This window comes from Pseudomonas frederiksbergensis (genome assembly GCF_003732705.1).
Taxonomy (GTDB): domain Bacteria; phylum Pseudomonadota; class Gammaproteobacteria; order Pseudomonadales; family Pseudomonadaceae; genus Aquipseudomonas; species Aquipseudomonas frederiksbergensis_F.
The window spans coordinates 60,142-82,916 of the sequence record NZ_MOBR01000006.1 but is presented as its reverse complement, the minus strand read 5'-3'; the positions used below and the strand labels follow the sequence as shown (position 1 = coordinate 82,916).

Genomic DNA, 22,775 nt, shown 5'->3' with positions numbered 1-22,775 from the left:
TTCATATGCAAACCCGAACATTGAAGAATTTACTCGCGCCCTCCCTGCTGACCCTGGCGATGTTCGCCGGCGCCACCCAGGCCGCCGCGCCATTGCGTCCGCCCCAGGGCTACTTCGCGCCGATTGAAAAAGTCAAAACCGGCGACAGCAGCGAAGGCTGTGACGCGATGCCGACGCCCTACACCGGCCCGCTGCAATTTCGCAGCAAGTATGAAGGCAGCGACAAGGCCCGTTCGACCCTGAACGTGCAGTCGGAAAAAGCCTTCCGCGACACCACCGCCGACATCACCACACTGGAACGCGGCACCAGCAAGCGCGTGATGCAGTTCATGCGTGACGGTCGCCCGGAACAACTCGAATGCACGCTCAACTGGCTGACCGCCTGGGCCAAGGCTGATGCGTTGATGTCCAAGGACTTCAACCACACCGGCAAATCGATGCGCAAATGGGCGTTGGGCAGCATGGCCTCGTCGTACATTCGCCTGAAGTTCTCCGACTCGCATCCGTTGGCCAATCACCAGCAAGAGTCGCAGTTGATCGAAGCCTGGTTCAGCAAAATGGCCGACCAGGTGGTCAGCGATTGGGACAACCTGCCGCTCGACAAAACCAACAACCACTCGTACTGGTCCGCCTGGTCGGTGATGGCAACGTCCATCGCCACCAACCGCCGCGACCTGTTCGACTGGTCGGTGAAGGAATACAAAGTCGGCGCCAATCAGATTGATGCCGAGGGCTTCCTGCCGAACGAACTCAAGCGCCAGCAACGCGCCCTCTCCTACCACAACTACGCCCTGCCGCCGCTGTCGATGATCGCCAGTTTCGCCTTGGTCAATGGTGTGGATTTGCGTCAGGAAAACAACGGTGCGCTGAAACGCCTGGGTGATCGAGTGTTGTCCGGTGTGAAAGATCCGGAAGAGTTCGAGAAGAAGAACGGCAAGGAACAGGACATGAAAGACCTCAAGGTCGATTCGAAATTCGCCTGGCTCGAACCGTTCTGCTCGCTCTACACCTGCTCGCCGGATGTGCTGGCGCAGAAGCACAAGATGCAACCGTTCAAAACGTTCCGCCTCGGTGGTGACCTGACCAAGGTCTACGACCCGGCCAATGAAAAAGGCAACAAAGGCAGTTGAGTCATTGATCGTTCCCACGCTCCGCGTGGGAATGCATCCCGTGACGCTCCGCGTCACATGCCGAAGCGGACGCAGAGCGTCCAGTGAGGCATTCCCACGCAGAGCGTGGGAACGATCGTAGCTCTCCAGATTTTCGTGGGGGGTTTGGGGGGGCCGTTGGCCCTTGACTGTTGGTTAAACATGGAGAGATCGGGATGGTATTTTCGTCCAATGTGTTCCTGTTTTTGTTCTTGCCGATCTTTCTCGGCATGTACTACTTGAGCGGGATTCGCTATCGCAACCTGCTGCTGCTGATCGCCAGCTATGTGTTCTATGCCTGGTGGCGCGTGGACTTCCTTGCGCTGTTCGCCGCTGTCACGCTGTGGAACTACTGGATCGGCCTCAAAGTCGGTGCAGCAGGCGTTCGGACCAAACCGGCCCAGCGCTGGTTGCTTCTGGGCGTTGCTGTCGACCTGTGCATTCTCGGCTACTTCAAGTACGCCAACTTCGGCGTCGACAGCATCAACGCGATGATGACCTCGGTCGGTCTGTCGCCGTTCATCCTGACCCACGTGCTGTTGCCGATCGGGATCTCGTTCTACATCTTCGAGTCCATCAGCTACATCATCGACGTCTACCGTGGTGACACCCCGGCGACCCGTAACCTGATCGACTTCGCGGCGTTCGTCGCGATCTTCCCGCACTTGATCGCTGGCCCCGTGTTGCGCTTTCGCGACCTCGCGGACCAGTTCAATAACCGCACCCACACCCTCGACAAGTTTTCCGAAGGTGCCACGCGGTTCATGCAGGGTTTCATCAAGAAAGTGTTCATCGCCGACACCCTCGCGGTGGTGGCCGACCATTGCTTCGCCCTGCAAGCCCCGACCACGGGTGACGCCTGGCTCGGCGCCCTGGCCTACACCGCGCAACTGTATTTCGACTTCTCCGGCTACAGCGACATGGCCATCGGCCTGGGCTTGATGATGGGTTTCCGTTTCATGGAAAACTTCAAGCAGCCGTACATCAGCCAGTCGATCACCGAGTTCTGGCGTCGCTGGCACATCAGCCTGTCCACCTGGTTGCGTGACTACCTGTACATCACGCTGGGCGGTAACCGCAAAGGCACGTTGATGACTTATCGCAACCTGTTCCTGACCATGCTGCTCGGTGGTTTGTGGCACGGCGCGAACATCACCTACATCGTCTGGGGTGCCTGGCACGGCATGTGGCTGGCGATCGAGAAGGCCCTGGGCCTGAACACTTCGCCACGCAGCATCAACCCGGTCCGCTGGGCCCTGACGTTCCTGCTCGTGGTGATGGGCTGGGTGATCTTCCGCTCGGAAAACCTGCACGTTGCCGGTCGCATGTACGGCGCGATGTTCAGCTTCGGCGAATGGTCGTTGTCGGAACTCAACCAGGCCAGCCTCACCGGTCTGCAAGTGGCGACCCTGGTCGTGGCTTATATGACCCTGGCGTTCTTCGGCATTCGGGATTTCTACACCAACCTGCCGCCAGAAAAGACCAAGCCAGTGGTGAACGTCGAAGCCGATGGCCCGGCCACCGCGACCCCTGGAATGATCAAAGCCGTACCGGGCGACAACCCGGCCAGCATCCACGAACCGGGCTACACCGTTGGCGTTGAAGCCACCGTGCAACCGGCCTACTGGACCGCTGACTGGTCGCGTTATGTGATGCGCACGCTGGTGCTGGTGTTGTTCATCGCCTCGATTTTCAAACTCTCGGCGCAAAGCTTCTCGCCGTTCCTTTACTTCCAGTTCTGAGGGATCTGACCATGACCCGCTCATTACGCATCCTCTACATCGCCCTGTTCCTGGTGACCCTGTTGGTCCTGGGCCTGTGGTCCACGCGCAGCTTCTTCGGTTTCAGCACCAGTGCCGAAACCACGGTGCTCAACGGCCGCTGGACCAAAGCCGTGGAGACGCACTACGACGCCGAGTTCCCGATCAAACGCCTGGGCACCAACCTCTGGGCTGCGCTGGATTTCAAACTGTTCAACGAAGGTCGTCCGGGCGTAGTGCTCGGTCGCGATCAATGGTTGTACAGCGATGAAGAATTCAACCCGATCGTCAACGAAGAGCTGAACCTGCAAGGCAACTACGCGCTGGTCGAAGGCGTGCGCCAAGAGTTGAAAGCCAAAGGCGTGAAACTGGTGATGGCGATTGTGCCGGCCAAGGTTCGCCTGTACCCGGAACACCTGGGTGAAGTGAAACCGGCGAGCATCCACGCCAACCTCTACCAGGACTTCCACGCTCGTGTGGCAGCCGACAAGATCCTCGCCCCCGACCTGCTCGGCCCGTTCAATCAGGCCAAGTTAAAGGGTGAGCAAGTGTTCCTGCGTACCGACACGCACTGGACTCCAGAGGGCGCGCAAGTCGCCGCCGAAACCCTGGCCAAGACCATTGCCGCGAAAACCCCGCTCAGCGGCGAACCACAAAAGTTCGTCACGACACCGGCGGAAAAAGTCACCCACAAAGGCGATCTGCGACTGTTCCTGCCGCTGGATCCGCTGTTCGAAAACCTGATGCCGGCCACCGAGCCGCTGCAGAAGCGCAACACCGTGGCGGCTGACGATCAGCCTGCCGCTGACGATGCCCTGTTCGCCAACAGCGAAGTACCGGTGGCCCTGATCGGCACCAGCTACAGCGCCAACCCGAACTGGAACTTCGTCGGTGCGCTGAAGCAAGCGCTCAAGAGCGACGTGGTCAATTACGCCGAAGACGGCCACGGCCCGATCCTGCCGATGCTCAGCTACCTGAAAAGCGATGCTTTCAAGAACAGCCCGCCACAGGTGCTGATCTGGGAGTTTCCTGAACGTTATCTGCCTGTGAACAACGAAATCGGTGACGCCGACCCGCAGTGGGTTGCAGAGCTCAAAGAAGCTGGCGTGCGCCAACAAAACGTAGCCGCAAACACTAAATCCGAGACGCCCGACCGGGCGCAAAACTGAAAGAGAGGTACACCATGACTTTCACTACTACTCCTCGCCGTCTCGCCAAGACCTTCGCACTCGTTGCAGGCATGAGCGTGTTGTCAATGTCCGCCTTCGCTGGCGACGCCGCACTCTACGGCCCGACCGCACCGAAAGGCTCGTCCTTCGTACGGGTCTACAACGCCGGTAATGCTGAAGTCAGCGCCACCGTCGGCACCACCGCTGTGAACGATGTTGCGCCACTGGCCAGCAGCGACTTCAGCTTCATGCCGGGCGGCGACTACAGCGCCAAGGTCGGCAGCCAGAGCCTGCCGGTGAAACTCGCCGGTGATCACTATTACACCCTGGTGAACAACGCCAGCGGCGCGCCGCAACTGATCGAAGAGCCGCCGTTCAAGAACAAGCAGAAGTCCCTGGTTCGCGTGCAAAACCTGAGCGACAAGGCCCTGACCCTGAAAACCGCCGACGGCAAGACCGAAGTGGTTCCGTCGGTAGCGGCCAAGGGCCGTGGCGAACGTGAAATCAACCCGGTGAAAGTCAGCCTGGCCCTGTACGACGGCGCCACCAAAGTCGGCGACGTGAAACCGGTTGCCCTGGAACGCGGTGAAGCCGCCGTGCTGTACGTCACCGGCAGCGGCAGCAGCCTGTCGCCAGTGTGGGTAAAACGCCCGGTTTCGACGCGCTAACTATTTTTCTGGATTGCCGCGCTCCTTTGTAGGAGCAAGGCTTGCCCGCGATGAGGCCCTCAAGACCGCCATCGCGGGCAAGCCATGCTCCTACAGGGGATCGGCTGGCAATCGAGATACGGAATAAGAACAAGAGTGAAACGACAGAACGCAGTAGCTCTAACCAATCGATTTTAAGGAGTAACAACATGATTCCGGTAATCTTGTCAGGTGGTAGCGGCTCACGTCTTTGGCCGCTTTCGCGTAAACAGTTCCCTAAACAGTTCCTGGCCTTGACCGGCGAACACACCCTGTTCCAGCAAACCCTGGAACGCCTGGTGTTCGAAGGCATGGACTCCCCGATCGTGGTCTGCAACAAGGACCACCGCTTCATCGTCAACGAGCAGCTGAGCACCCGTAAACTGGAAGTGCAGCGCATCCTGATGGAACCGTTCGGTCGCAACACCGCACCGGCCGTGGCGTTGACCGCGATGATGCTGGTCAATGAAGGTCGCGACGAGTTGATGCTAGTGCTGCCGGCCGACCACGTACTGGAAGATCAGAAAGCCCTGCAACGCGCGTTGGCCCTGGCCACCGTCGCGGCGGAAAACGGCGAAATGGTGCTGTTCGGCGTACCGGCCACCAAACCGGAAACCGGTTACGGCTACATCAAGTCCACCAATGACTCGCTGCTGCCCGAAGGCGTCAGCCGTGTCTCGCACTTCGTCGAAAAACCTGACGTCAAGCGCGCCACCGAATACGTGGAGTCCGGCGGTTACTTCTGGAACAGCGGCATGTTCCTGTTCCGCGCCAGCCGCTTCCTCGAAGAACTGAAAAAGCACGACCCGGACATCTACGACACCTGCCTGCTGACCCTTGAGCGCAGCGAGCAGGATAACGACACCATCACCTTCGACGAAGCCACCTTCGCTTGCTGCCCGGACAACTCCATCGACTACGCGGTGATGGAAAAAACCCAGCGCGCCTGCGTCGTACCGCTGACCGCTGGCTGGAGCGATGTCGGTTGCTGGGCATCGTTGTGGGAAGTGAATGAAAAAGACGCCAACGGCAACGTGTCCAAAGGCGACGTGGTCATCCAGGACAGCAAGAACTGCATGATCCACGGCAACGGCAAACTGGTGTCGGTGATCGGCCTGGAAAACATCGTGGTCGTCGAAACCAAAGACGCCATGATGATCGCCCACAAGGACTCGGTCCAAGGCGTGAAACAAATGGTCAACACCCTCAACGAGCAGGGCCGCAGCGAAACCCAGAACCACTGCGAAGTCTATCGTCCGTGGGGCTCCTACGATTCGGTGGACATGGGCGGGCGTTTCCAGGTCAAGCACATCTCGGTCAAGCCGGGCGCGTGCCTGTCGCTGCAAATGCACCACCACCGCGCCGAACACTGGATCGTGGTCAGCGGCACTGCTGAAGTGACCTGCGACGAGAACGTGTTCCTGCTTTGCGAAAACCAGTCGACCTACATCCCGATCGCCTCGGTGCACCGTCTGCGTAACCCGGGCAAGATTCCACTCGAGATCATCGAAGTGCAATCGGGCAGCTATTTGGGCGAAGACGATATCGAGCGGTTCGAAGATATCTACGGTCGCTCCACCCCGATCGAACGCGGCGTGTCGGTGAAAACCATCGCGCAGTAAGCGTTTAGCGAAATAAAAAGCCCTCGTCGAGCCCACTGCGTTTTCCCTATCCGCAGTGGGTTGGTCGGGGGCTTTTTTTTGATCGTTCCTACGCTCTGCGTGGGAATGCCTCAAGGGACGCTCCGCGTTCCAATGGGACGCGGAGCGTCCCGGGCTGCATTCCTTTGCTGCGCGTGGGAACGATCACGCCCATCGCCAACCTCCCCTACGCTTAGGTAGGATGACCTTCTCTTCTCCCGAGGTTGTGCGACATGTTCATCGGCGTCCTGCTGGTCATCACCTGGCTGATCCTGTTGTTGCGCTATCCGGCCAAAGCCTTGCCTGTCTCCGTGGCCGCTGCCGTGGGCCTGGGCCTGGTCGCCACGTGGGTGATCTGGCTGGACAACCGCGAGGTCAAGCAACTGGCGCGCCTTGAGTTGCGTATCACTTATGCGCCGCAGCAATGCCCGGCGGATCGCCCGCTGCAACTGACCATGAACAACGGCAACGACGTGCCGCTCACCGAACTGCGCTGGCGCATCGCCGCTTACGCACCGGGCGACACGGTCAACCTGGCCGACAATCAATACGCCGCCCCGCGTTATCGCGGCCCCGGCGAATTGCAGGCCGGCGCCAACTGGGAAGACTGCTTGCCGCTACCACCGTTGCGCCCCGGTTATCGCCCGCAAACCCTGGAGTTTCGCGCCGAGCGTTTGCAGGGTAGTTTCTCCGACTGATCCCCTCTTTTAATTGCACAAGGACCGCGCCATGCCCGTTGCGTTGATTACCGGTTGTTCCAGCGGCATCGGCCGCGCCCTGGCGGATGTGTTCAAAACCGCCGGCTACGAGGTCTGGGCCAGCGCCCGCAAGGCTGAAGACGTGGCCGTTTTGGCGGCGGCGGGTTTCACGGCAGTGCAACTGGACGTCAATGATGGCGCCGCCCTCGCACAGCTGGGTGAGCGGATCAACCAGCAACATGGCGGCCTCGATGTGCTGATCAACAACGCCGGTTATGGCGCCATGGGGCCGCTGCTCGATGGCGGCGTGCCGGCGATGCAACGCCAGTTCGAAACCAATGTGTTTGCGCTGGTCGGCGTCACCCAGGCGTTGTTCCCGGTGTTGCGCCGGGCCAAGGGTTTGGTGGTGAACATCGGCAGCGTGTCCGGGGTGTTGGTCACGCCGTTCGCCGGCGCCTACTGCGCCTCGAAAGCCGCCGTGCATGCCCTGAGCGATGCCCTGCGCATGGAACTGGCGCCGTTCGGCATCCGCGTGATGGAAGTCCAGCCCGGCGCCATCGACACCCGTTTTGCCAAGAATGCCGGCCATGAAGCCGAACAACTGATCACCGAGCAATCGCCGTGGTTTGCGTTGCGTGAAGGCATTCGCGCACGGGCCAAGGCGTCCCAGGACAAACCAACCCCGGCCCGTGAGTTTGCCGCAGTGTTGCTGAAGGCAGTGCAGCAGGAAAAACCGCCACGGCTGATCCGCATCGGCAATGGCAGCCGGGCTCTGCCACTGCTGGCGACGCTGCTGCCCAAGGGGTTGCTGGAGTCGACCTTGATGAAGCGGTTTGGTTTGAATCGCCAACTCTGAGCGTGGCAAACCGGTCTAATCGCGCCAGATCGTCACAATCATCATCAGACTGAGCAGCGCGCGCTGCTCGATCACATCGCCGGTGCCGCATCCATACAGGTTTGTATGCCTGGGTGCTTTCAGTAGAATGCGCGCACTTGAGACATTCGACGCGTTTACGCCGACTCAAGCAGCATGGAATCGCTGGCATTAAAACCGAAGCACGGATTGCTTTGCCTTCCCGCTCTTCCCCTGCCCGCGCCATGCGATCTCTATTCAATCGCCGATCAGGGAATGTCCATTGAAATGTAAAAACCTGCTGCCGCTGGCATTGGCCACCGCGCTTGTCGGCTGCGGCGCGCCATCGCCAGACGAGACGCTGAACGCCACCCTGCCCAAGCTCAGCCTCAAGGAGCTGTTACCGCAAGCCGTTGCCAACGAGTATTGCAACCTCGGCATGGACAGCGATCTGCTCTACGGCATCGGTTACCAGTTGTACAACGACGAAAAGCCCGAGCAAGCCCGCAGCTGCCTGATCATGGCCGCGCCCACCCATGAGCGGGCCTTGTGTTATCTGGCCAGCATCGCGGAAAAGGACACGAGCAAGGACAGCTCCCAACGCGACCGGGAAGCCTTCGGCTATATGGCGTATTCCGCGGTCAGAAATGACTCGTGCGCCGAGTTCGGCATGTTCCAGAGCTTTGCCTATGGCATGTACGGACAGACGCCGGACCTCGACCTCGGTATACGTTGGCTGGAACGCTCGGCACGCCATGGCGATCCGGATTCCCAGCAAACCCTGATTCGTATGCATACCAACAAAGCCAATCTGTCCCTGGCTTACAGTTGGGCCAGAGTCCTCGACGACACGGCACAGGTCGACTCGCTGAAACAACGAATGAACCCGCAGCAACTCAGCGAAGGCGAAAAAGGTTACGAGCAACTGAGCAAGAACGTGACCAGCAAGGACGAGGTGGGCAAGGAAGCGCGAGAGGAAAACATCGCGGTGTACTCGGCGAACATCCATTTGCAATTCCCCGACACCTTCAAGGGACTCTCGCCGACAGATCGCCATGCCTTTATGGAGAACGCACTGGCCACGGTGAGTGCTCGTCCCGAGTTCAGCACCCGTGATCAGTTTTACGCGTATGTGATCATTTCACGACAGGCTCAGCTGCACAGTCCCAATGCCAATGTCCTGCAGAATCCGCAGGTCATGGCGCTGCTCAGTGACAAAGAACTGGACGTAACGGATGCCGTGAAGAAGGCCGAAGCCATCCTAAGCCAGGCGCCACTGTAAGACGCCTTACCAACGAAGAGGCCCGGGGTGTCGTTCGCATGATTGGCGTACGACGCTGACCTGTAGGAGCAAGGCTTGCCCGCGATGGCGTCAGCACAGTCACTAGAAACCCCAACACCACCCCTTCATGAAATCAATAAACGCCCGCACCTTCAGCGGCAGATGCCGGGTGTCCGGGTACAACGCATACACCCCCTGCTGGGCAAACCGGTGATCAGCCAGCAGATGCACCAGCCGTCCCGCCTCCAAATCCTCCTGAACCAGCCACTGCGGCAAAATCGCCACGCCTTGCCCGGACAATGCAAAGGCCCGCAGCGTTGCCGAGTTGTCGGCGACAATCGCGGTTTTCCCCGGGTTTGGCTGGTACAGATGCTCCGTCCCGGCCGGGTCGGTCACCGTTAGTTCAGGCACCCGCCCATGCCCCAATGTCGGCAACGATTCCAGTGCTGCCAACGTGGGGACAGCCCCGTGCTGCTCAATCAGCACCGGCGCCGCCACCGCAAAAATCTCGAATGTCGACAACTGCACCGCACGCAGATTGGAATCAAGCATGCGTCCCAGCCGAATCGCCACGTCAAAACGCTCGGAAATCAGATCGGCGTGGGTCGAGGATGTGGACAGGTGAATGTTCAGTTGCGGATGTTGCTCACGAAACACTCCCAGCGCGGGCACCACCTGAGCCAAGGCAAACTCCACCGTGGTGGTGATCCGTAATGTGCCCTTGAGCTGCGAGTGCTCCGAACGGGCCTCCTCGATCGCCAGTCGCGCTTCGTCCAAGGTGCGCAAACAACGCCGATAAAAACGCTCGCCCGCATCGGTCAGGGCCAATTGTCGGGTGCTGCGGGTCAGCAAAGTGACGCCCAATTCGGCCTCCAACCGCTTGAGGTTGAAACTCACCACCGCGCGGGTCTGCCCCAACGTATCGGCTGCGGCGGTCAATGACCCGGCCTCGACCACGGCTTTGAAGGTGTCAAAACGGTCCAGACTCACCATGTGGGCACCGCTCCTTGTCAAAATAATTTTGACAAACTAGCAGCCAAACCAGCGTTTTCCTAACGCCGCAAGCGCCCTACCCTGCACGTCTCATGACAGGGAAAGTGGCCATGGCCTATCGATCGAAAGTCGCACTGGTGTATTTGTTGGGGTTCGCCCTCGACCTGCTGAACATGTTCGTCGCCACCATCGCCTACCCCGACATCGCCCGGGAACTGCACGCCTCGGTGACCGAACTGGCGTGGATCAGCAACGCCTACATGCTCGGGCTGACGCTGATCATTCCGATGAGCGTGTGGCTGGCGGCGCGGATCGGTGAGCGGCGGCTGATCCTCGGTTCGTTGCTGCTGTTCGGGGTCGCTTCGGCGTTGGTGGCGCAGGCAGGATCGATTGAAAGCCTGATCGGCTGGCGACTGCTGCAAGGTATCGGTGGCGGGCTGTTGCTCCCGGTCGGCCAGGCCCTGGCCTATCGACAGTTTCCACCGGCCCGGCGTGCGCATTTCACCGGCGTGGTGTTGCTGGTGGCGCTGATGGTCCCGGCCTTGTCGCCGATGGCCGGCGGGTTGATCGTTCAGGCGTTGTCCTGGCGCTGGATTTTCTACTTGAACGTGCCGGTGGCGCTGCTCACCTTCGCGCTCGGCCTGCTCTGGTTGAAACCCGATCCAGCCGCGACCGCACGCCCGTCACTGGATGCCCTTGGCTTGCTGCTGGCCATCTCGGCCCTGAGTCTGTTGTTGATCGCCTTGAGCCTGTTGAGCCAACCGGACACGCGCGCATTCGGCGGGCTCGGACTGATCCTCAGCGCCGCGATGGCGACGTTGTATTGGCGCGACGGCTGGCGAAAACCCGGTGCAATCCTCGACCTGCAACTGATCAAAAATCCATCGCTGCGCCTGGCGATGCTGATCTACCTCTGCGTGCCCGGCATTTTCACCGGCACCCACCTGATCGCCGTGTTGTACCTGCACGACCTCGGTTTCGGCGCGGCGCAAATCGGCGCGCTGATGTTGCCGTGGGCGGCCGGCTCGGGGGTGGCGATCCTGCTGGGCAAACGCAGTTTCAACCGCATCGGCCCCAAGCCGTTGCTGATCGCCGGCATGATCTTGCAATGCCTGGGCATCCTGTTGCTGATGCGCGTCGAACAACCCGCCGGCCCGCTGCTGATCATTGCCTACGCCGTGATGGGCCTGGGTGGCAGCCTGTGCAGCGTCACTGCGCAGACCTTGGCGTTTATCGGCATAGCGCCGGAAAAAATGGGCCACTCCAGCGCACTGTGGAACATCAACCGCCAGCTCGGGTTCTGCCTTGGCGCGGCGCTGTTGAGCTCGTTGCTCGGCGCGTTGGGCGCTGAAGGTTTCCACTATTGCTTCCTCGCCGCCGCCCTGCTGACACTGGTGCCCATGACCGCTGTCCTGCGCTTCGACTCGACGAAAATCCTCGCCCTGCTAACCTCAAATCCCCTTCAGGAAAAATCCGTATGACTGACTACACCGACTATTTTGACGAAGTGATCCAGGCCCATGTGGCGATTGAACAGTGGTTCGCCGTGGAGGAAGACGACGCGGCGCTGGACCGGTTGCTTGCGCGTTTTTCGCCACAGTTTTCCATGGTCTCGCCGCTGGGCCGGGTGCTGGACCTGGAGGCGTTGAGTGGCTTGTTTCGGATGGCCGGCGGGAAGAAGACCGGGTTCAGGATTGAGCTTAGCGAGCTGCGCGCAATTGCATTGCACGAACGTGGCGCGACGGTGAGTTATCGCGAGCAGCAGACCGATGCGACGGGGTTGCACTCGGATCGAAGGTCGACGGTGGTGTTTGAAAAAGGACCATCGGGGCGGATAGTTTGGCGGCATTTGCAGGAGACGTTTTGTAGCGCGTGAGCCCCGATCGCTCCCACGCTCCGCGTGGTAGCGCGATGCCCGGGACGCTCTGCGTCCCAATCTGTGACGCGGAGCGTCACTGGATGCATTCCCACGCAAAGCGTGGGAACGATCTTCATTGATTCACTACTACCGTACACGTAATCCCCGCCGCCAACAGCACACCCTCTGGCACTTCATCGATGTGAATCCGCACCGGCACCCGCTGGGCCAACCGCACCCAGTTGAACGTCGGGTTCACATCGGCGATCAGCTCGCGGCTCTCGGGGTTGTCGCGGTCGTAAATGCCGCGAGAAATACTCTCCACATGCCCCTTTAGCACTTCGCCGCTCATGAGCTGCATATCGGCTTTATCACCCACCCGCACATGGGGCAGTTTGGTTTCTTCGAAGAAGCCATACACCCAGAACGAGTTCATATCGACCACGGCCATTTTTGCTTCGCCGATGCGCGCATAGTCGCCGCGATGGACGTTGAGGTTGGTGACGTAACCGTCCACCGCCGCCCGCACTTCGGTGCGTTTGAGGTTCAGTTCCGCTGCTTCCAGTTGCGCCTGGGCGTGTTGGTAATCGGCCAGGGCCGAGTCGGCGATGTTGCTGGCGTCGTCGCGGTTTTCCTTGGAGATCACCAGGGCGTCCATGTCGGCGCGGCGATGGGCGTTGACCTTGCGCATCTCCCACGTGGCCTTGCGCGAGGCCAACAGCGACTGCGCCTGTTTGACTGCGATGCGGTAGTGCTCGGGGTCGATCTGCATCAGCAAATCGCCCTTCTTCACCAGTTGGTTGTCGCGCACCGGCACGTCCACCACTTCGCCGGTGACGTCGGCGGCGACGTTGATGATGTCGGCGCGCACCCGGCCGTCGCGGGTCCATGGCGTATCCATGTAATGCACCCACAGAGTCCGGCCGATCCATATCGCGAGGGCCAGCACCAGCAGGGTGGCGAGCAAGCTGAACAGCTTTTTCATCGGAACGTTCTCAACGGTAGACAGTCAGCGCCAGAGCGCCGAACAGACAGGTAAACAGACTCAGGCGCAGCAGCGCCGGGTGCCAGAAAAAGCGGTACAAGTCGAACCCGGACAGGAACCGGTCGAGCGCCCAGGCCAGTGCCGCGGCGATGAAAAACATCAGCGTCATGGTTGGCATGTACACGCCGTGGAAGGCGATTTCACGCGGCATGTTCAACTCCTTTGGCATAAGCAGTGAGCGGTGATTGCGGGTCCAGCAGTGACGTGCGGATAAAGTGCAGGTAGCTCTTTACCCGACGCAGCGCCGAGGTGTCGAAGTGCGGGGCGAACGGTTCGTCGGTGGCTTGCACCCGGCTGATCGCGTGATCGACCGCGATCAACCCGCGCTCCAGATTGCTCTGGCTCGGCTGCAGAAACAGCCGCACCAGCGAGCGTCCCATCACCCTGATCGCCTGGCGCCACGGCTGGGATTCGGCATAGGCCGGATGCACCGGCAGAATCGCCTGTTCCTTGCGCAACTCGATGATCGCGTGGCCGACTTCCAGCACCACGAACATCCAGCGCAGCAAGTCCCGTTGCACCTGCGGCTGACCCACCGCCAAGCCATAGGCCTGGTGCAGCAAATCCCGGGTGCGGCTTTCGAAACTTGAGCCCAAACCCTTGAGCTTGCCGCTGATTGCGTACACCACTTGCTCGCGCAAATCCTGTTCCAGCCGACGCCACAACCAGCGGCTGTTCGGCGGCAGGATGATCGCGCCAGCGGCGGCGCACACCAGCATGCCGAGGACCATGGCGATGTAGTCGTTGATAAAGGTGTAGGGGTTGTAAACCGTGAGGTTGTCCGGCACCGAACCGGTGCTGAAGAAGATCAGCAACCCGAGGCCGACCCCGGCGTATTGCGGGCGCGAGGTCAGGAACGAACCGAACACGATCACCGGCGCGAGCATTACGCACAACAGCGGAAAACCATCGATCCAGGGGAAGATGAAAAACATCTCGACGAAGCCGATCAGCGCCCCGAGCAACGTGCCGCAAGCCATCTGAAACGCCATGCGTTTCGGGTTCGGCGTCGCCGCAGAAAGGCCTACGGTCGCGGCGGCAATCAACGTCATCGTCGCCCCGCTCGGCCATGCTGTAGCGACCCAGTAACTGCCGAGCACCACCAGAATGAACGCGGCACGAATCCCCGATGCCGCCGACGCCATCCAGTTGGTTTGCGGGGTGAAAGGTTCGTCCCACTGCTCGCGAGCGTGACTGTGATCGGCCAGGGACGCGTGGGTCTGGGCATAACTGTGCAAGTCGTCGACGAAGCGGTAGAGCAATTCGTAGGCCGTGTGGAAATCCAGTTGCTCGGCGTCGCTCGGCTCACTCTCCTGGAAGATCGCCCGCAGGCTGCGTACCCGCGCCGGCAAGCCTTCCTTGTAAGCGGTCAACGCCGTGACCAGACGCGCGGCATCGGCGTTGGTCAACGCCCGGCCGCTGAAGCCGTCGAGCAATTCGGCCAGGTCCTGCAAACCGGGTTTGATCGCCGCCACCACGTGATCCGCCTCGCTGCTGCGCAAGCGTTCGAGCAGTTGGTGCAAGGCGTTGAAGCGGGTAGTGATGCTCATGAATTCACTGTTCAAGCGACTGAGCCGACCGTTGCGCCGACGCATGTGCGGGTCTTCGAACACCGTCACGCTGCGCAAACCTTCCAGGCCCACGGCTTCGGCGATAAAGCGCACGTTGCTCGCTTCAAAGGCCTCCCGTTGGCTGCGACCGCGCAAGCCGTCGGTGACGAACAACGCGAACACGCCGAAGCGCTGATACAAGGCGTTGCGCATCGCCGCGCTGGCGGTTTGCGGCAGGATCGCGGCGCTGATCAGGGTCGAGCAAATAATCCCCAACGAGATTTCCAGCACCCGCCAGACCGCCGCCATAAAAGCGCCGTCCGGATGCGCCAATGCTGGCAAACCAACCATCGCTGCGGTGTAGCCAGCGAGCACAAAACCGTAGGCGCGAAAGTTGCGATAACGCGCGGCACCGGCGGTGCACAGGCCGACCCAGATCGCCAGCGAGCCGAGGAAAAGTTCGGTGTTCTGCGCAAATAAAGCGATCAACAACACCATCACCGCCGACCCGGCGAGGGTGCCGAGGAAACGATAAAAACTCTTGGCCAGCACATGGCCGCTTTGCGGCTGCATCACGATGAACACGGTGATCATCGCCGTGCGCGGTTGCGGCAGTTCCAGGCGCATGGCCAGCCACAGGGTCAGGAACGCGGCGAGCAGCACCTTGAAAATGTAGACCCAGGTCACGCCGTCGCTGCGTGCCCAGTCGTAGAAGCCCCGGCGCCATTCGAGGGAGTACAGCCAGCGCAGAGGTGTGGGCAAGGGAGTCATCAGATCCTGCTCAATGAAATTCGGTCGAGGCTCGAAACCTGCCTGTAGGAGCATGGCTTGCCCGCGATGGCGATCTCATGGGCGCCATCGCGAGCAAGCTTTGCTCCTACAGGGGTTGTGTTCACTTAAGAAGTGCCGGGGTTTTGGGTGCGTTGGTCTGGCTGTCTTTCGGCACATCGCTGCCGGCACCGAGCCCGCCGCCAAGGGCTGTCACCAATTCCGCGTGAGCACCGAGTCGCGCCGCCTGCACCTGCTGCTGCACCTGCTGCTGCTTGAACAACAATGTCTGCGCGTTGAGCACATTGAGGTAATCCGTGAGCCCACGCTGATAAGCGATCATCGCGATGTCGTAAGTCTTCTGCGCCGTGGCCACCGACTCGGCGGCGAACACCTGTTGCTTGTCCATCGACTCGCGGCGGATCAACTGGTCAGAGATGTTCTTCAGCGCATTGACCAGCGTCTGGTTGTACTTGGCCACGGCGATGTCATACCCGGCCGACGCTTCGCCCAATTCCGAGCGCAAGCGGCCACCGTCGAAAATCGGCAACGAGATCGCCGGGCCGACGCTGTAGTTGAGTTTCTTGCCGGTCAAAAACTCCAATGCGCCGCCGCCCGTGGCCATGTAGCCGAGGCTGCCGACCAGATCGACGTTGGGGTAGAAACCGGCGTGAGCCACATCGATGCCCCGGGCCTGGGCCGCCACTTGCCAGCGACTGGCGACCACGTCCGGGCGCTGGCCGAGCAATTGCGCGGGCAACGACGATGGCAATTTCAGCGCAGTGCCCAACGACAGCGTCGGCCGTTGCAATTGCGCGCCCTCCCCCGGACCTTTGCCCGCCAGCGCCGCGAGTTGGTTGCGGCTCAGGGCGATTTCTTCGTCCAGGGCCTCGATCTGCCGGTGGGTTTCCGGCAGCGGCGTTTCGGCCTGGCTGACTTCGAAATGGGTGCCGATCCCGCCGTTCAGACGTTTTTGCGCCAGGTCGAGGATTTGCTGTTGCTGCTGCAACGTCGCGGCGACGATGTCCCGTTGTGCGTAATGCAGCGAGAGCTCGATGTAGGCGCGCACGATGTTGTTCTGCAATTCGAGCTGGGCCAGGCGCGCTTCGGCAGCGGTCATGTGCGCCATGTCCACGGCGCGCTCGGTGGCGTTGCTTTCGCGGCCCCAGAGGTCGAGGGCGTAGCTGAAGCCCAACGCGGCGTTGTTGTCCCAGGTGGTCGTATTGGCCAACTCACCGGGACCGTAAAACTGGTCGGTCGCCCAGTTGTGGCGCTTGAGGGTCGATTCACCATTGATCTGCAATGACTCGGCGGCCTCGGCGATGCCGGCCATGGACTTGGCCTGGCGCACCCGGGCAGTGGCCATGGCCATGGTCGGGCTGCCCTGCACGGCGAGGTCGATCCAGCGGTTCAGTTGCGGGTCGCCATAGGCCTGCCACCATTGCGCGGTGGGCCAGTGAGCGTCCTGCGCAGCGTTCTGGATGGCTTCGTCGGTGGCCAGTGAATCAGCCTCCAGCGCCTTGCCCTGCGGGGCAATACCTCCGGTTCCGATGCAGCCGCTGATTGCCAGGGTTAAAGCCAAAACACTGAGCGTCTTGAGCGCTCTGTTGATGCGACGCGGCACTGCTGCAAATTCCTGAAAAGTGGAGAGAGGCACGAGATTTTGTGGGCGCCGCAATCCCTGTGGGAGCGAGCTTGCTCGCGATTGCGGTCTGTCATTCAACATTGATGTCGACTGGCACTCAGTCATCGCGAGCAAGCTCGCTCCCACAGGGTTTGTGTCGTACGCCAGTTCCTGCGGTGGCGCAATTCTAGGGGGCGGCCTGAACCGCGATAAGCTGGGATTCCTGTGAATCTTTGTTACCGTTACTGCGATAATCCCTTGGTCGGGGTCACCGCCCCGGTAACTTCGTGTCACAATTTGCCATCGAACCCGAGAGCACCCCATGGACACTTTGCAAAACATGCGCGCCTTCAGTTACGTGGCCGAGGCCGGCAGTTTCACCGCCGCCGCCGTGCAACTGGACACCACCACGGCCAACGTCTCGCGCGCGGTTTCCAACCTGGAAGCCCACCTGCAAACCCGCCTGCTCAACCGCACCACCCGCCGCATCGCCCTGACCGAGGCCGGCAAGCGCTATCTGTTGCGTTGCGAGCAGATCCTGGCCTACGTCGAAGAAGCCGAAGCCGAGGCCAGCGACGCCCACGCCCGTCCCGCCGGGCAACTGAAAGTGCACACCATGACCGGCATCGGCCAGCACTTCGTGATCGATGCGATCGCCCGCTACCGCAAGACCCACCCGGACGTGACCTTCGACCTGACCATGGCCAACCGCGTACCGGATTTGCTCGACGAGGGCTACGACGTGTCCATCGTGCTCGCCAGCGAACTGGCGGACTCGGGCTTCGTCTCCCAGCGCCTGGGCATCACCTACAGCATCGTTTGCGCCTCCCCGGCGTATGTAAAAGCCAACGGCTGTGCACAAAAACCCAGTGACTTGCTCAACCACGCCTGCCTGCGCCTCGTGAGCCCGGTGATCCCGCTGGAGAAATGGACGTTCGACGGCCCGGAAGGCCAGGAAATGGTCACTATCAACAGCTCACCGTTTCTGGTGAACTCCGCCGATGCGATGAAAACCGCGATCACCAGCGGCATGGGCGTTGGCGTGTTGCCGGTGTACGCGGCCATCGAAGGGCTGCGCAACGGTACGCTGGTGCGGATGATGCCGAACTACCGCTCGCAGGAATTGAATCTGTACGCGATCTACCCGTCGCGGCAGTACCTGGATGCGAAGATCAAGACGTGGGTCGAATATTTGCGCGGGTCGTTGCCGGAGATATTGGCGGCGCATCAGGCGGAATTGACGGCGTATGAATTGAGCGGAAGTCTGGCCGGGGCGCGGCTGGCAAATTGAGCTACAGACGGTCCTACAAATGATCGTTCCCACGTTCAGCTAAGGAGTGCCTTAACGGACGTTCCGCGTTCGGCTCCGGAAGGGACGCGGAGCGTCCCGGGCTGCATTCCCACGCAGAGCGTGGGAACGATCGTCAAGGAATGCCTTAACGGACGCTCCGCGTTCGGCTCCGGAAGGGACGCGGAGCGTCCCGGGCTGCATTCCCACGCAGAGCGTGGGAACGATCGTCACGCGCAGCTAAGGAATGCCTCAACGGACGCTCCGCGTTCGGCTCCGGAAGGGACGCGGAGCGTCCTGGGCTGCATTCCCACGCAGAGTGTGGGAACGATCGTAATCATAAGATCGCGGTCTTCGGCAGACTCCTACAGACAGTCTTACAAATTGCGGATTTTCTCGGACGTTTCCGACGTGTTTTGACGGTTGTTGTGTGGGAAGCGAAGTGGATAGGCTTTGGGGGTCGCTGACGCATCAGCGATCGGGTCTGGAAAACCCGAATCGATACCTCACCACAGCACATGGCATACTGCGGCGCTTTTTTATGCTCGCGATGTTATGGCGGCTGTGCGCGGGAGACCTTCGGGTCTGCCGGGTTTTGGCGAGGTTGACCGGTTTTTCCAGTCCGCGCACGGCTGCCACCCTTCGTCTGGAAAACGAAAGTGGCAGCTCCATTAACCTCGCTATGGAGTATCGCCCTCATGTTCAAGCCAACACCAAACCCGCCCCACACCCCCAGCCACCTGTTCCAGGTCGCCCCCGACGCCAGCAGCGAAGCCCTTTTGGCCTACGCCTGCGAATCCCTCGCCTCGGCCAGCGTCATGACCAGCGACCTCGCCGGATTCCTCGACGGCACTCACCGCAACACCCTGCTCGGCATCCAGCAAATCATCATGCTGGGCGAACTGTCGGTGAACCGGGCGCTGGATAACATCGAACTGCCTGAATCTTCACCACAAAGCTAACCCCTGTAGGAGTGAGCCTGCTCGCGAAGGCAATTTCACATTCACCATCAAAGTCGACTGAACCGCCGCCATCGCGAGCAAGCTCGCTCCCACAGGGGATAACTGTCGGTCGCATCTGCTGTGTTCGCACAAGCACCATTGTGGGAGCGAGCTTGCTCGCGATGAGGGCCTGACTATCAACATTGATGTCGGCTGACACTCCGCTTTCGCGAGCAAGCCCGCTCCCACAGTTTTGATCCGGTGTAGAACGCATTTTTGTGGGGTCGTCAACTGTCAACTCTGACAGTTTACGACGCTCATCTTCATGGTTATGTTCTGCGCAATTCAAACGCCAAGGAGGTCACTGTGCACGCTACATACTTGAATGAAGAAACCAGCACGGCACTGGGCACAGTGATCGCCATTATTCAAGAACATGGTTTCTTCAAAGGCAGCGTCACGGCATTCACCACGAACAATCTGCTGGTCGGCGTTAATGCCTCACACTTTGACGCCCACACCAGCACCATGAATTTTTTCTATTTGAACTTCCCGATCAATATTCAAAACAAACGATATAAGTTTGTTGACGGCGGCCCGGTCAACCCGCCTGTTTTGCGCCAACTGAAGAGTGGCGCAGAAGTCATCCACACGCCGAAAAGTGATACCGGGCACATCACATTCGATTTCAATCAGGCAAAAGGTACGCTGGGCGCAACGTTCAACTTCACCTTCATCGACAGCATCACCAGCAAAGAACTCATGTTTACCGGTGAGATAAAGGCTGAAGGCCTGGAGTTTCTGCAGCGCTAACAAACCCTGTGGGAGCGAGCAAGCTCGCTCCCACAGTTGAATCGCGTACGCCTGGGACCTCGCGCAAAGCGCAAAAAGAATGTTAGCGTGCTTGGCATTCACCACTGCCCGCCGAGCCGCTTCCCATGAAAAAAACCGTCCTCGCTTTCAGCCGTGTCACTCCCGAAATGATTGAGCGCTTGAAGCAAGACTTCGACGTGATCGTGCCGAACCCGAAAAACGGCGACATCAACGCCCAGTTCAATGAAGCCCTGCCCCATGCCCACGGCTTGATCGGCGTCGGTCGCAAACTCGGCCGCACGCAACTGGAAAACGCCGCCAAACTGGAGGTGGTGTCCAGCGTTTCGGTGGGCTACGACAACTATGACGTCGCCTATTTCAACGAACGCGGGATCATGCTCACCAACACCCCGGATGTGCTCACCGAAAGCACCGCCGACCTGGCCTTTGCCTTGCTGATGAGCAGTGCCCGTCGCGTCGCCGAACTGGACGCCTGGACCAAGGCCGGGCAGTGGCAAGCGACCGTCGGCGCGCCGCTGTTTGGTTGCGATGTGCACGGCAAGACCCTGGGCATCGTCGGTATGGGCAATATCGGCGCGGCCATTGCCCGTCGTGGTCGGCTGGGTTTCAACATGCCGGTTATCTACAGCGGCAACAGCCGCAAGACCGAGCTGGAACAGGAACTCGGCGCGCAGTTCCGCAGCCTTGACCAGTTGCTGGCCGAAGCCGATTTCGTCTGCCTGGTGGTGCCGCTCAGCGAGAAGACCAAACACCTGATCAGCCACCGCGAACTGGCGCTGATGAAGCCGAGCGCGATTCTGGTGAACATCGCCCGCGGTCCGGTGGTGGACGAACCGGCGCTGATCGAAGCGCTGCAAAACAATCGGATCCGCGGCGCGGGTCTGGACGTCTACGAGAAAGAACCGCTGGCCGAGTCGCCCCTTTTCCAACTGAAAAACGCGGTGACACTCCCGCATATCGGCTCCGCCACTGATGAAACCCGCGAAGCCATGGCCAACCGCGCCCTGGCCAACTTGCGCAGCGCGTTGCTCGGCGAGCGCCCCCAGGACTTGGTTAACCCGCAAGTCTGGAAAGGCTGAATAAAAACGGGCAAGTGCATTAAACACTTGCCCGTTATTTATTAACTTCGATACACACCTTGCAATTCAGTCCAGTGCCAAAAGACTTGGCCGCACTATAGACTCCGCCTCCTTCACTCGATTATCGAGTTTGGCTACGGAGAGCCCCCATTGAATAACCTGACCACAGACCGACTCATCAGATACAGCAAAATTCTACTCATGGCGTACTTGAGTTTTTTCGCACTACTGGTGATGTACAGCAACTTCATCGATTACAGCTCCAACTATGAATACGTTGGCCATATCCTCAGCATGGACACCACCCGCGAGAACCTCAACATCAACTACCGGGCGATTACTTCGCCGATGCTGCATCACCGTATCTACTGGGTCATCATTACGCTGGAAGCTATCTATACCGCTTGTTACCTGACCGGAACCTATCAACTTTTCAAGCACCGACATTCCTCTATCGACGAATTTCACGAATCTAAAAAGTTATCCATTATCGGCATATTGATCGCAATCTTCGTCTATTACGTTTGCATACAAGCGATCGGTGTTGAATGGTTCAACATGGACGAATCGCAAGTATGGAATGCCAAGGACTGGGCCCGACATATTGTCGACTTCATCGTGCCGTTATTGATTTTCCTGACACTGAAGATTGAGCGCTGAGGGCCTTTGGCTTACGAAACACCAGCACGTTACCGAGCATCACCAGCACCAGCCCCATCAGTGCCGGCGCGGTCCATTGGTAACCTTCGGCAAACGCCGAGACGTTCAGCGCCACCACCGGGAACAATACCGTGCAATACGCCGCACGCTCCGGGCCCATGCGCCCGACCAGGGTCAGGTAGGCGGTGAAACCGATCACCGAACCGGGGATGACCAGGTACAGCAGCGAGCCGATGTAGCGGGTGCTCCATTCGATGTCGAACGGGATGCCTTTGACCAGGCACCACACCGACAACATCGCCGCGCCATAAGCCATGCCCCAGGCGTTGGTGGTCAACGGCTTGAGCCCGGCCTTCTGTTGCAGACTCGACAGCATGTTGCCAGCCGAGAAGCACAGCGTTCCGAGCAGCGCCAGGCCCAGACCGAGTAGTGTTTCCGGGCTGGCGGTGTGCCCGGCCAGCTCCGGCCAGAACAGCAAGCCAAGCCCCGACAGGCCAAGCGCGCCGCCCATCAGCACATTACGGGCGACTTTCTGACCGAAGAACACCCGCGCATTGAGCGCGTTCCACAGCGTGGCGGTGGAAAACACCACCGCCACCAGACCGCTGGGGATCCATTGGCTGGCGGTCAGGAAGCACATGAAGTTGACGCAGAACAGGCACAAGCCCTGGGCCAGACAGATCAGGTGCCCGCGACGGTTCATCACTTGCAGGCGTCGGCTGAGCAGCAGCAACACGAACAGCACCAGCGCGGCGAGGCCGAAGCGATAGACGATCGACACCGGAATGGCCACCACACCCAACTGCCATTTCAGGGCGATCCAGGTGGTGCCCCAGATCAGCACGGTCAACAGGTACAAAGACAGGTTCATGGCAAAGGCTCCTCAATAGGTGCCCAGT

21 protein-coding genes are annotated in these 22,775 nt (G+C 60.1%); 15 read left to right on the top strand and 6 right to left on the bottom strand.

Annotation, left to right across the window (positions count from 1 at the left end; all coding sequences use genetic code 11):
- Positions 1-5 precede the first annotated feature (5 nt).
- The 8 genes from BK667_RS05180 (at position 6) to BK667_RS05145 (ending at position 9,236) form a co-directional block, all read left to right on the top strand.
- A complete protein-coding gene (locus tag BK667_RS05180) occupies positions 6-1,130 on the top strand; it encodes a mannuronate-specific alginate lyase (RefSeq protein ID WP_123507799.1) in 1,125 nt (374 codons plus the stop codon).
- A gap of 194 nt (positions 1,131-1,324) precedes the next feature.
- A complete protein-coding gene (locus tag BK667_RS05175) occupies positions 1,325-2,890 on the top strand; it encodes an MBOAT family O-acyltransferase (protein WP_123596985.1) in 1,566 nt (521 codons plus the stop codon).
- Positions 2,891-2,901: 11 nt separating this feature from the next.
- Positions 2,902-4,077 carry an alginate O-acetyltransferase gene (locus BK667_RS05170; RefSeq protein WP_123507795.1) on the top strand — a complete coding sequence of 392 codons (1,176 nt, stop codon included), beginning with the start codon at positions 2,902-2,904 and terminating at the stop codon, positions 4,075-4,077.
- Positions 4,078-4,091: 14 nt separating this feature from the next.
- Complete coding sequence (locus BK667_RS05165) at positions 4,092-4,745, top strand: alginate O-acetyltransferase AlgF (RefSeq protein WP_123507793.1); 654 nt, start codon at positions 4,092-4,094, stop codon at positions 4,743-4,745.
- 188 nt (positions 4,746-4,933) lie between these two features.
- Positions 4,934-6,385 (top strand): mannose-1-phosphate guanylyltransferase/mannose-6-phosphate isomerase, encoded by a 1,452-nt coding sequence (locus BK667_RS05160; RefSeq protein WP_123596984.1) that lies wholly within the window; start codon positions 4,934-4,936, stop codon positions 6,383-6,385.
- Between the two features lie 251 nt (positions 6,386-6,636).
- Complete coding sequence (locus tag BK667_RS05155) at positions 6,637-7,101, top strand: multidrug transporter (RefSeq protein WP_123515320.1); 465 nt, start codon at positions 6,637-6,639, stop codon at positions 7,099-7,101.
- A gap of 31 nt (positions 7,102-7,132) precedes the next feature.
- On the top strand, positions 7,133-7,957 hold the full coding sequence (locus tag BK667_RS05150; protein WP_123596983.1) for an SDR family oxidoreductase: 825 nt from the start codon (positions 7,133-7,135) through the stop codon (positions 7,955-7,957).
- A gap of 280 nt (positions 7,958-8,237) precedes the next feature.
- The gene (locus tag BK667_RS05145; RefSeq protein ID WP_185058173.1) at positions 8,238-9,236 is read left to right on the top strand and encodes an SEL1-like repeat protein; all 999 of its coding nucleotides are present in this window, start codon (positions 8,238-8,240) and stop codon (positions 9,234-9,236) included.
- Between the two features lie 102 nt (positions 9,237-9,338).
- Here BK667_RS05145 and BK667_RS05140 read toward each other — a convergent pair whose 3' ends face one another.
- Entirely contained in the window at positions 9,339-10,229 is an 891-nt protein-coding gene (locus BK667_RS05140; protein WP_123596981.1) for a LysR family transcriptional regulator, read from the bottom strand.
- A 110-nt stretch (positions 10,230-10,339) separates the two neighbouring features.
- Between BK667_RS05140 and BK667_RS05135 the strand changes: the two genes are divergently transcribed.
- Together BK667_RS05135 and BK667_RS05130 are read left to right on the top strand one after the other, a co-directional pair.
- Complete coding sequence (locus tag BK667_RS05135; protein ID WP_123596980.1) at positions 10,340-11,710, top strand: MFS transporter; 1,371 nt, start codon at positions 10,340-10,342, stop codon at positions 11,708-11,710.
- Positions 11,707-12,105, top strand: coding sequence for a DUF4440 domain-containing protein (locus BK667_RS05130; RefSeq protein WP_123596979.1), 399 nt, complete (start codon positions 11,707-11,709; stop codon positions 12,103-12,105). Before BK667_RS05135 ends, BK667_RS05130 begins: the two co-directional genes overlap by 4 nt.
- A 115-nt stretch (positions 12,106-12,220) precedes the next feature.
- On the opposite strand, the gene BK667_RS05125 is transcribed toward BK667_RS05130, so the two are convergent.
- From BK667_RS05125 to BK667_RS05110, 4 genes are all read right to left on the bottom strand, one after another.
- Positions 12,221-13,072: an efflux RND transporter periplasmic adaptor subunit gene (locus tag BK667_RS05125; RefSeq protein WP_123596978.1), complete on the bottom strand. Its 852-nt coding sequence runs from the start codon at positions 13,070-13,072 to the stop codon at positions 12,221-12,223.
- Between the two features lie 10 nt (positions 13,073-13,082).
- Positions 13,083-13,283, bottom strand: a complete 201-nt coding sequence (locus BK667_RS05120) for a DUF1656 domain-containing protein (RefSeq protein ID WP_007896379.1) — start codon at positions 13,281-13,283, stop codon at positions 13,083-13,085.
- A complete protein-coding gene (locus BK667_RS05115; protein WP_123596977.1) occupies positions 13,273-15,453 on the bottom strand; it encodes an FUSC family protein in 2,181 nt (726 codons plus the stop codon). Before BK667_RS05115 ends, BK667_RS05120 begins: the two co-directional genes overlap by 11 nt.
- A gap of 121 nt (positions 15,454-15,574) precedes the next feature.
- Positions 15,575-17,074 (bottom strand): efflux transporter outer membrane subunit, encoded by a 1,500-nt coding sequence (locus tag BK667_RS05110; RefSeq protein ID WP_123596976.1) that lies wholly within the window; start codon positions 17,072-17,074, stop codon positions 15,575-15,577.
- A gap of 322 nt (positions 17,075-17,396) precedes the next feature.
- Here BK667_RS05110 and BK667_RS05100 point away from each other — a divergent pair, with 322 nt between their 5' ends.
- From BK667_RS05100 to BK667_RS05075, 5 genes are all read left to right on the top strand, one after another.
- Positions 17,397-18,365, top strand: a complete 969-nt coding sequence (locus BK667_RS05100; RefSeq protein WP_123405442.1) for a LysR family transcriptional regulator — start codon at positions 17,397-17,399, stop codon at positions 18,363-18,365.
- 695 nt (positions 18,366-19,060) lie between these two features.
- Positions 19,061-19,324, top strand: a complete 264-nt coding sequence (locus tag BK667_RS05095; RefSeq protein WP_123515154.1) for a DUF6124 family protein — start codon at positions 19,061-19,063, stop codon at positions 19,322-19,324.
- 345 nt (positions 19,325-19,669) lie between these two features.
- Positions 19,670-20,116 (top strand): hypothetical protein, encoded by a 447-nt coding sequence (locus BK667_RS05085; protein WP_148060126.1) that lies wholly within the window; start codon positions 19,670-19,672, stop codon positions 20,114-20,116.
- A gap of 125 nt (positions 20,117-20,241) precedes the next feature.
- Complete coding sequence (locus BK667_RS05080; RefSeq protein ID WP_123515161.1) at positions 20,242-21,216, top strand: 2-hydroxyacid dehydrogenase; 975 nt, start codon at positions 20,242-20,244, stop codon at positions 21,214-21,216.
- Between the two features lie 150 nt (positions 21,217-21,366).
- Positions 21,367-21,876, top strand: coding sequence for a DUF2165 domain-containing protein (locus tag BK667_RS05075; protein ID WP_123596973.1), 510 nt, complete (start codon positions 21,367-21,369; stop codon positions 21,874-21,876).
- Here the strand turns inward: BK667_RS05075 and BK667_RS05070 are convergent.
- Positions 21,830-22,747, bottom strand: a complete 918-nt coding sequence (locus BK667_RS05070) for a DMT family transporter (protein WP_123596972.1) — start codon at positions 22,745-22,747, stop codon at positions 21,830-21,832. The two genes, BK667_RS05075 and BK667_RS05070, sit on opposite strands and share 47 nt — an antisense overlap.
- Positions 22,748-22,775 lie beyond the last annotated feature (28 nt).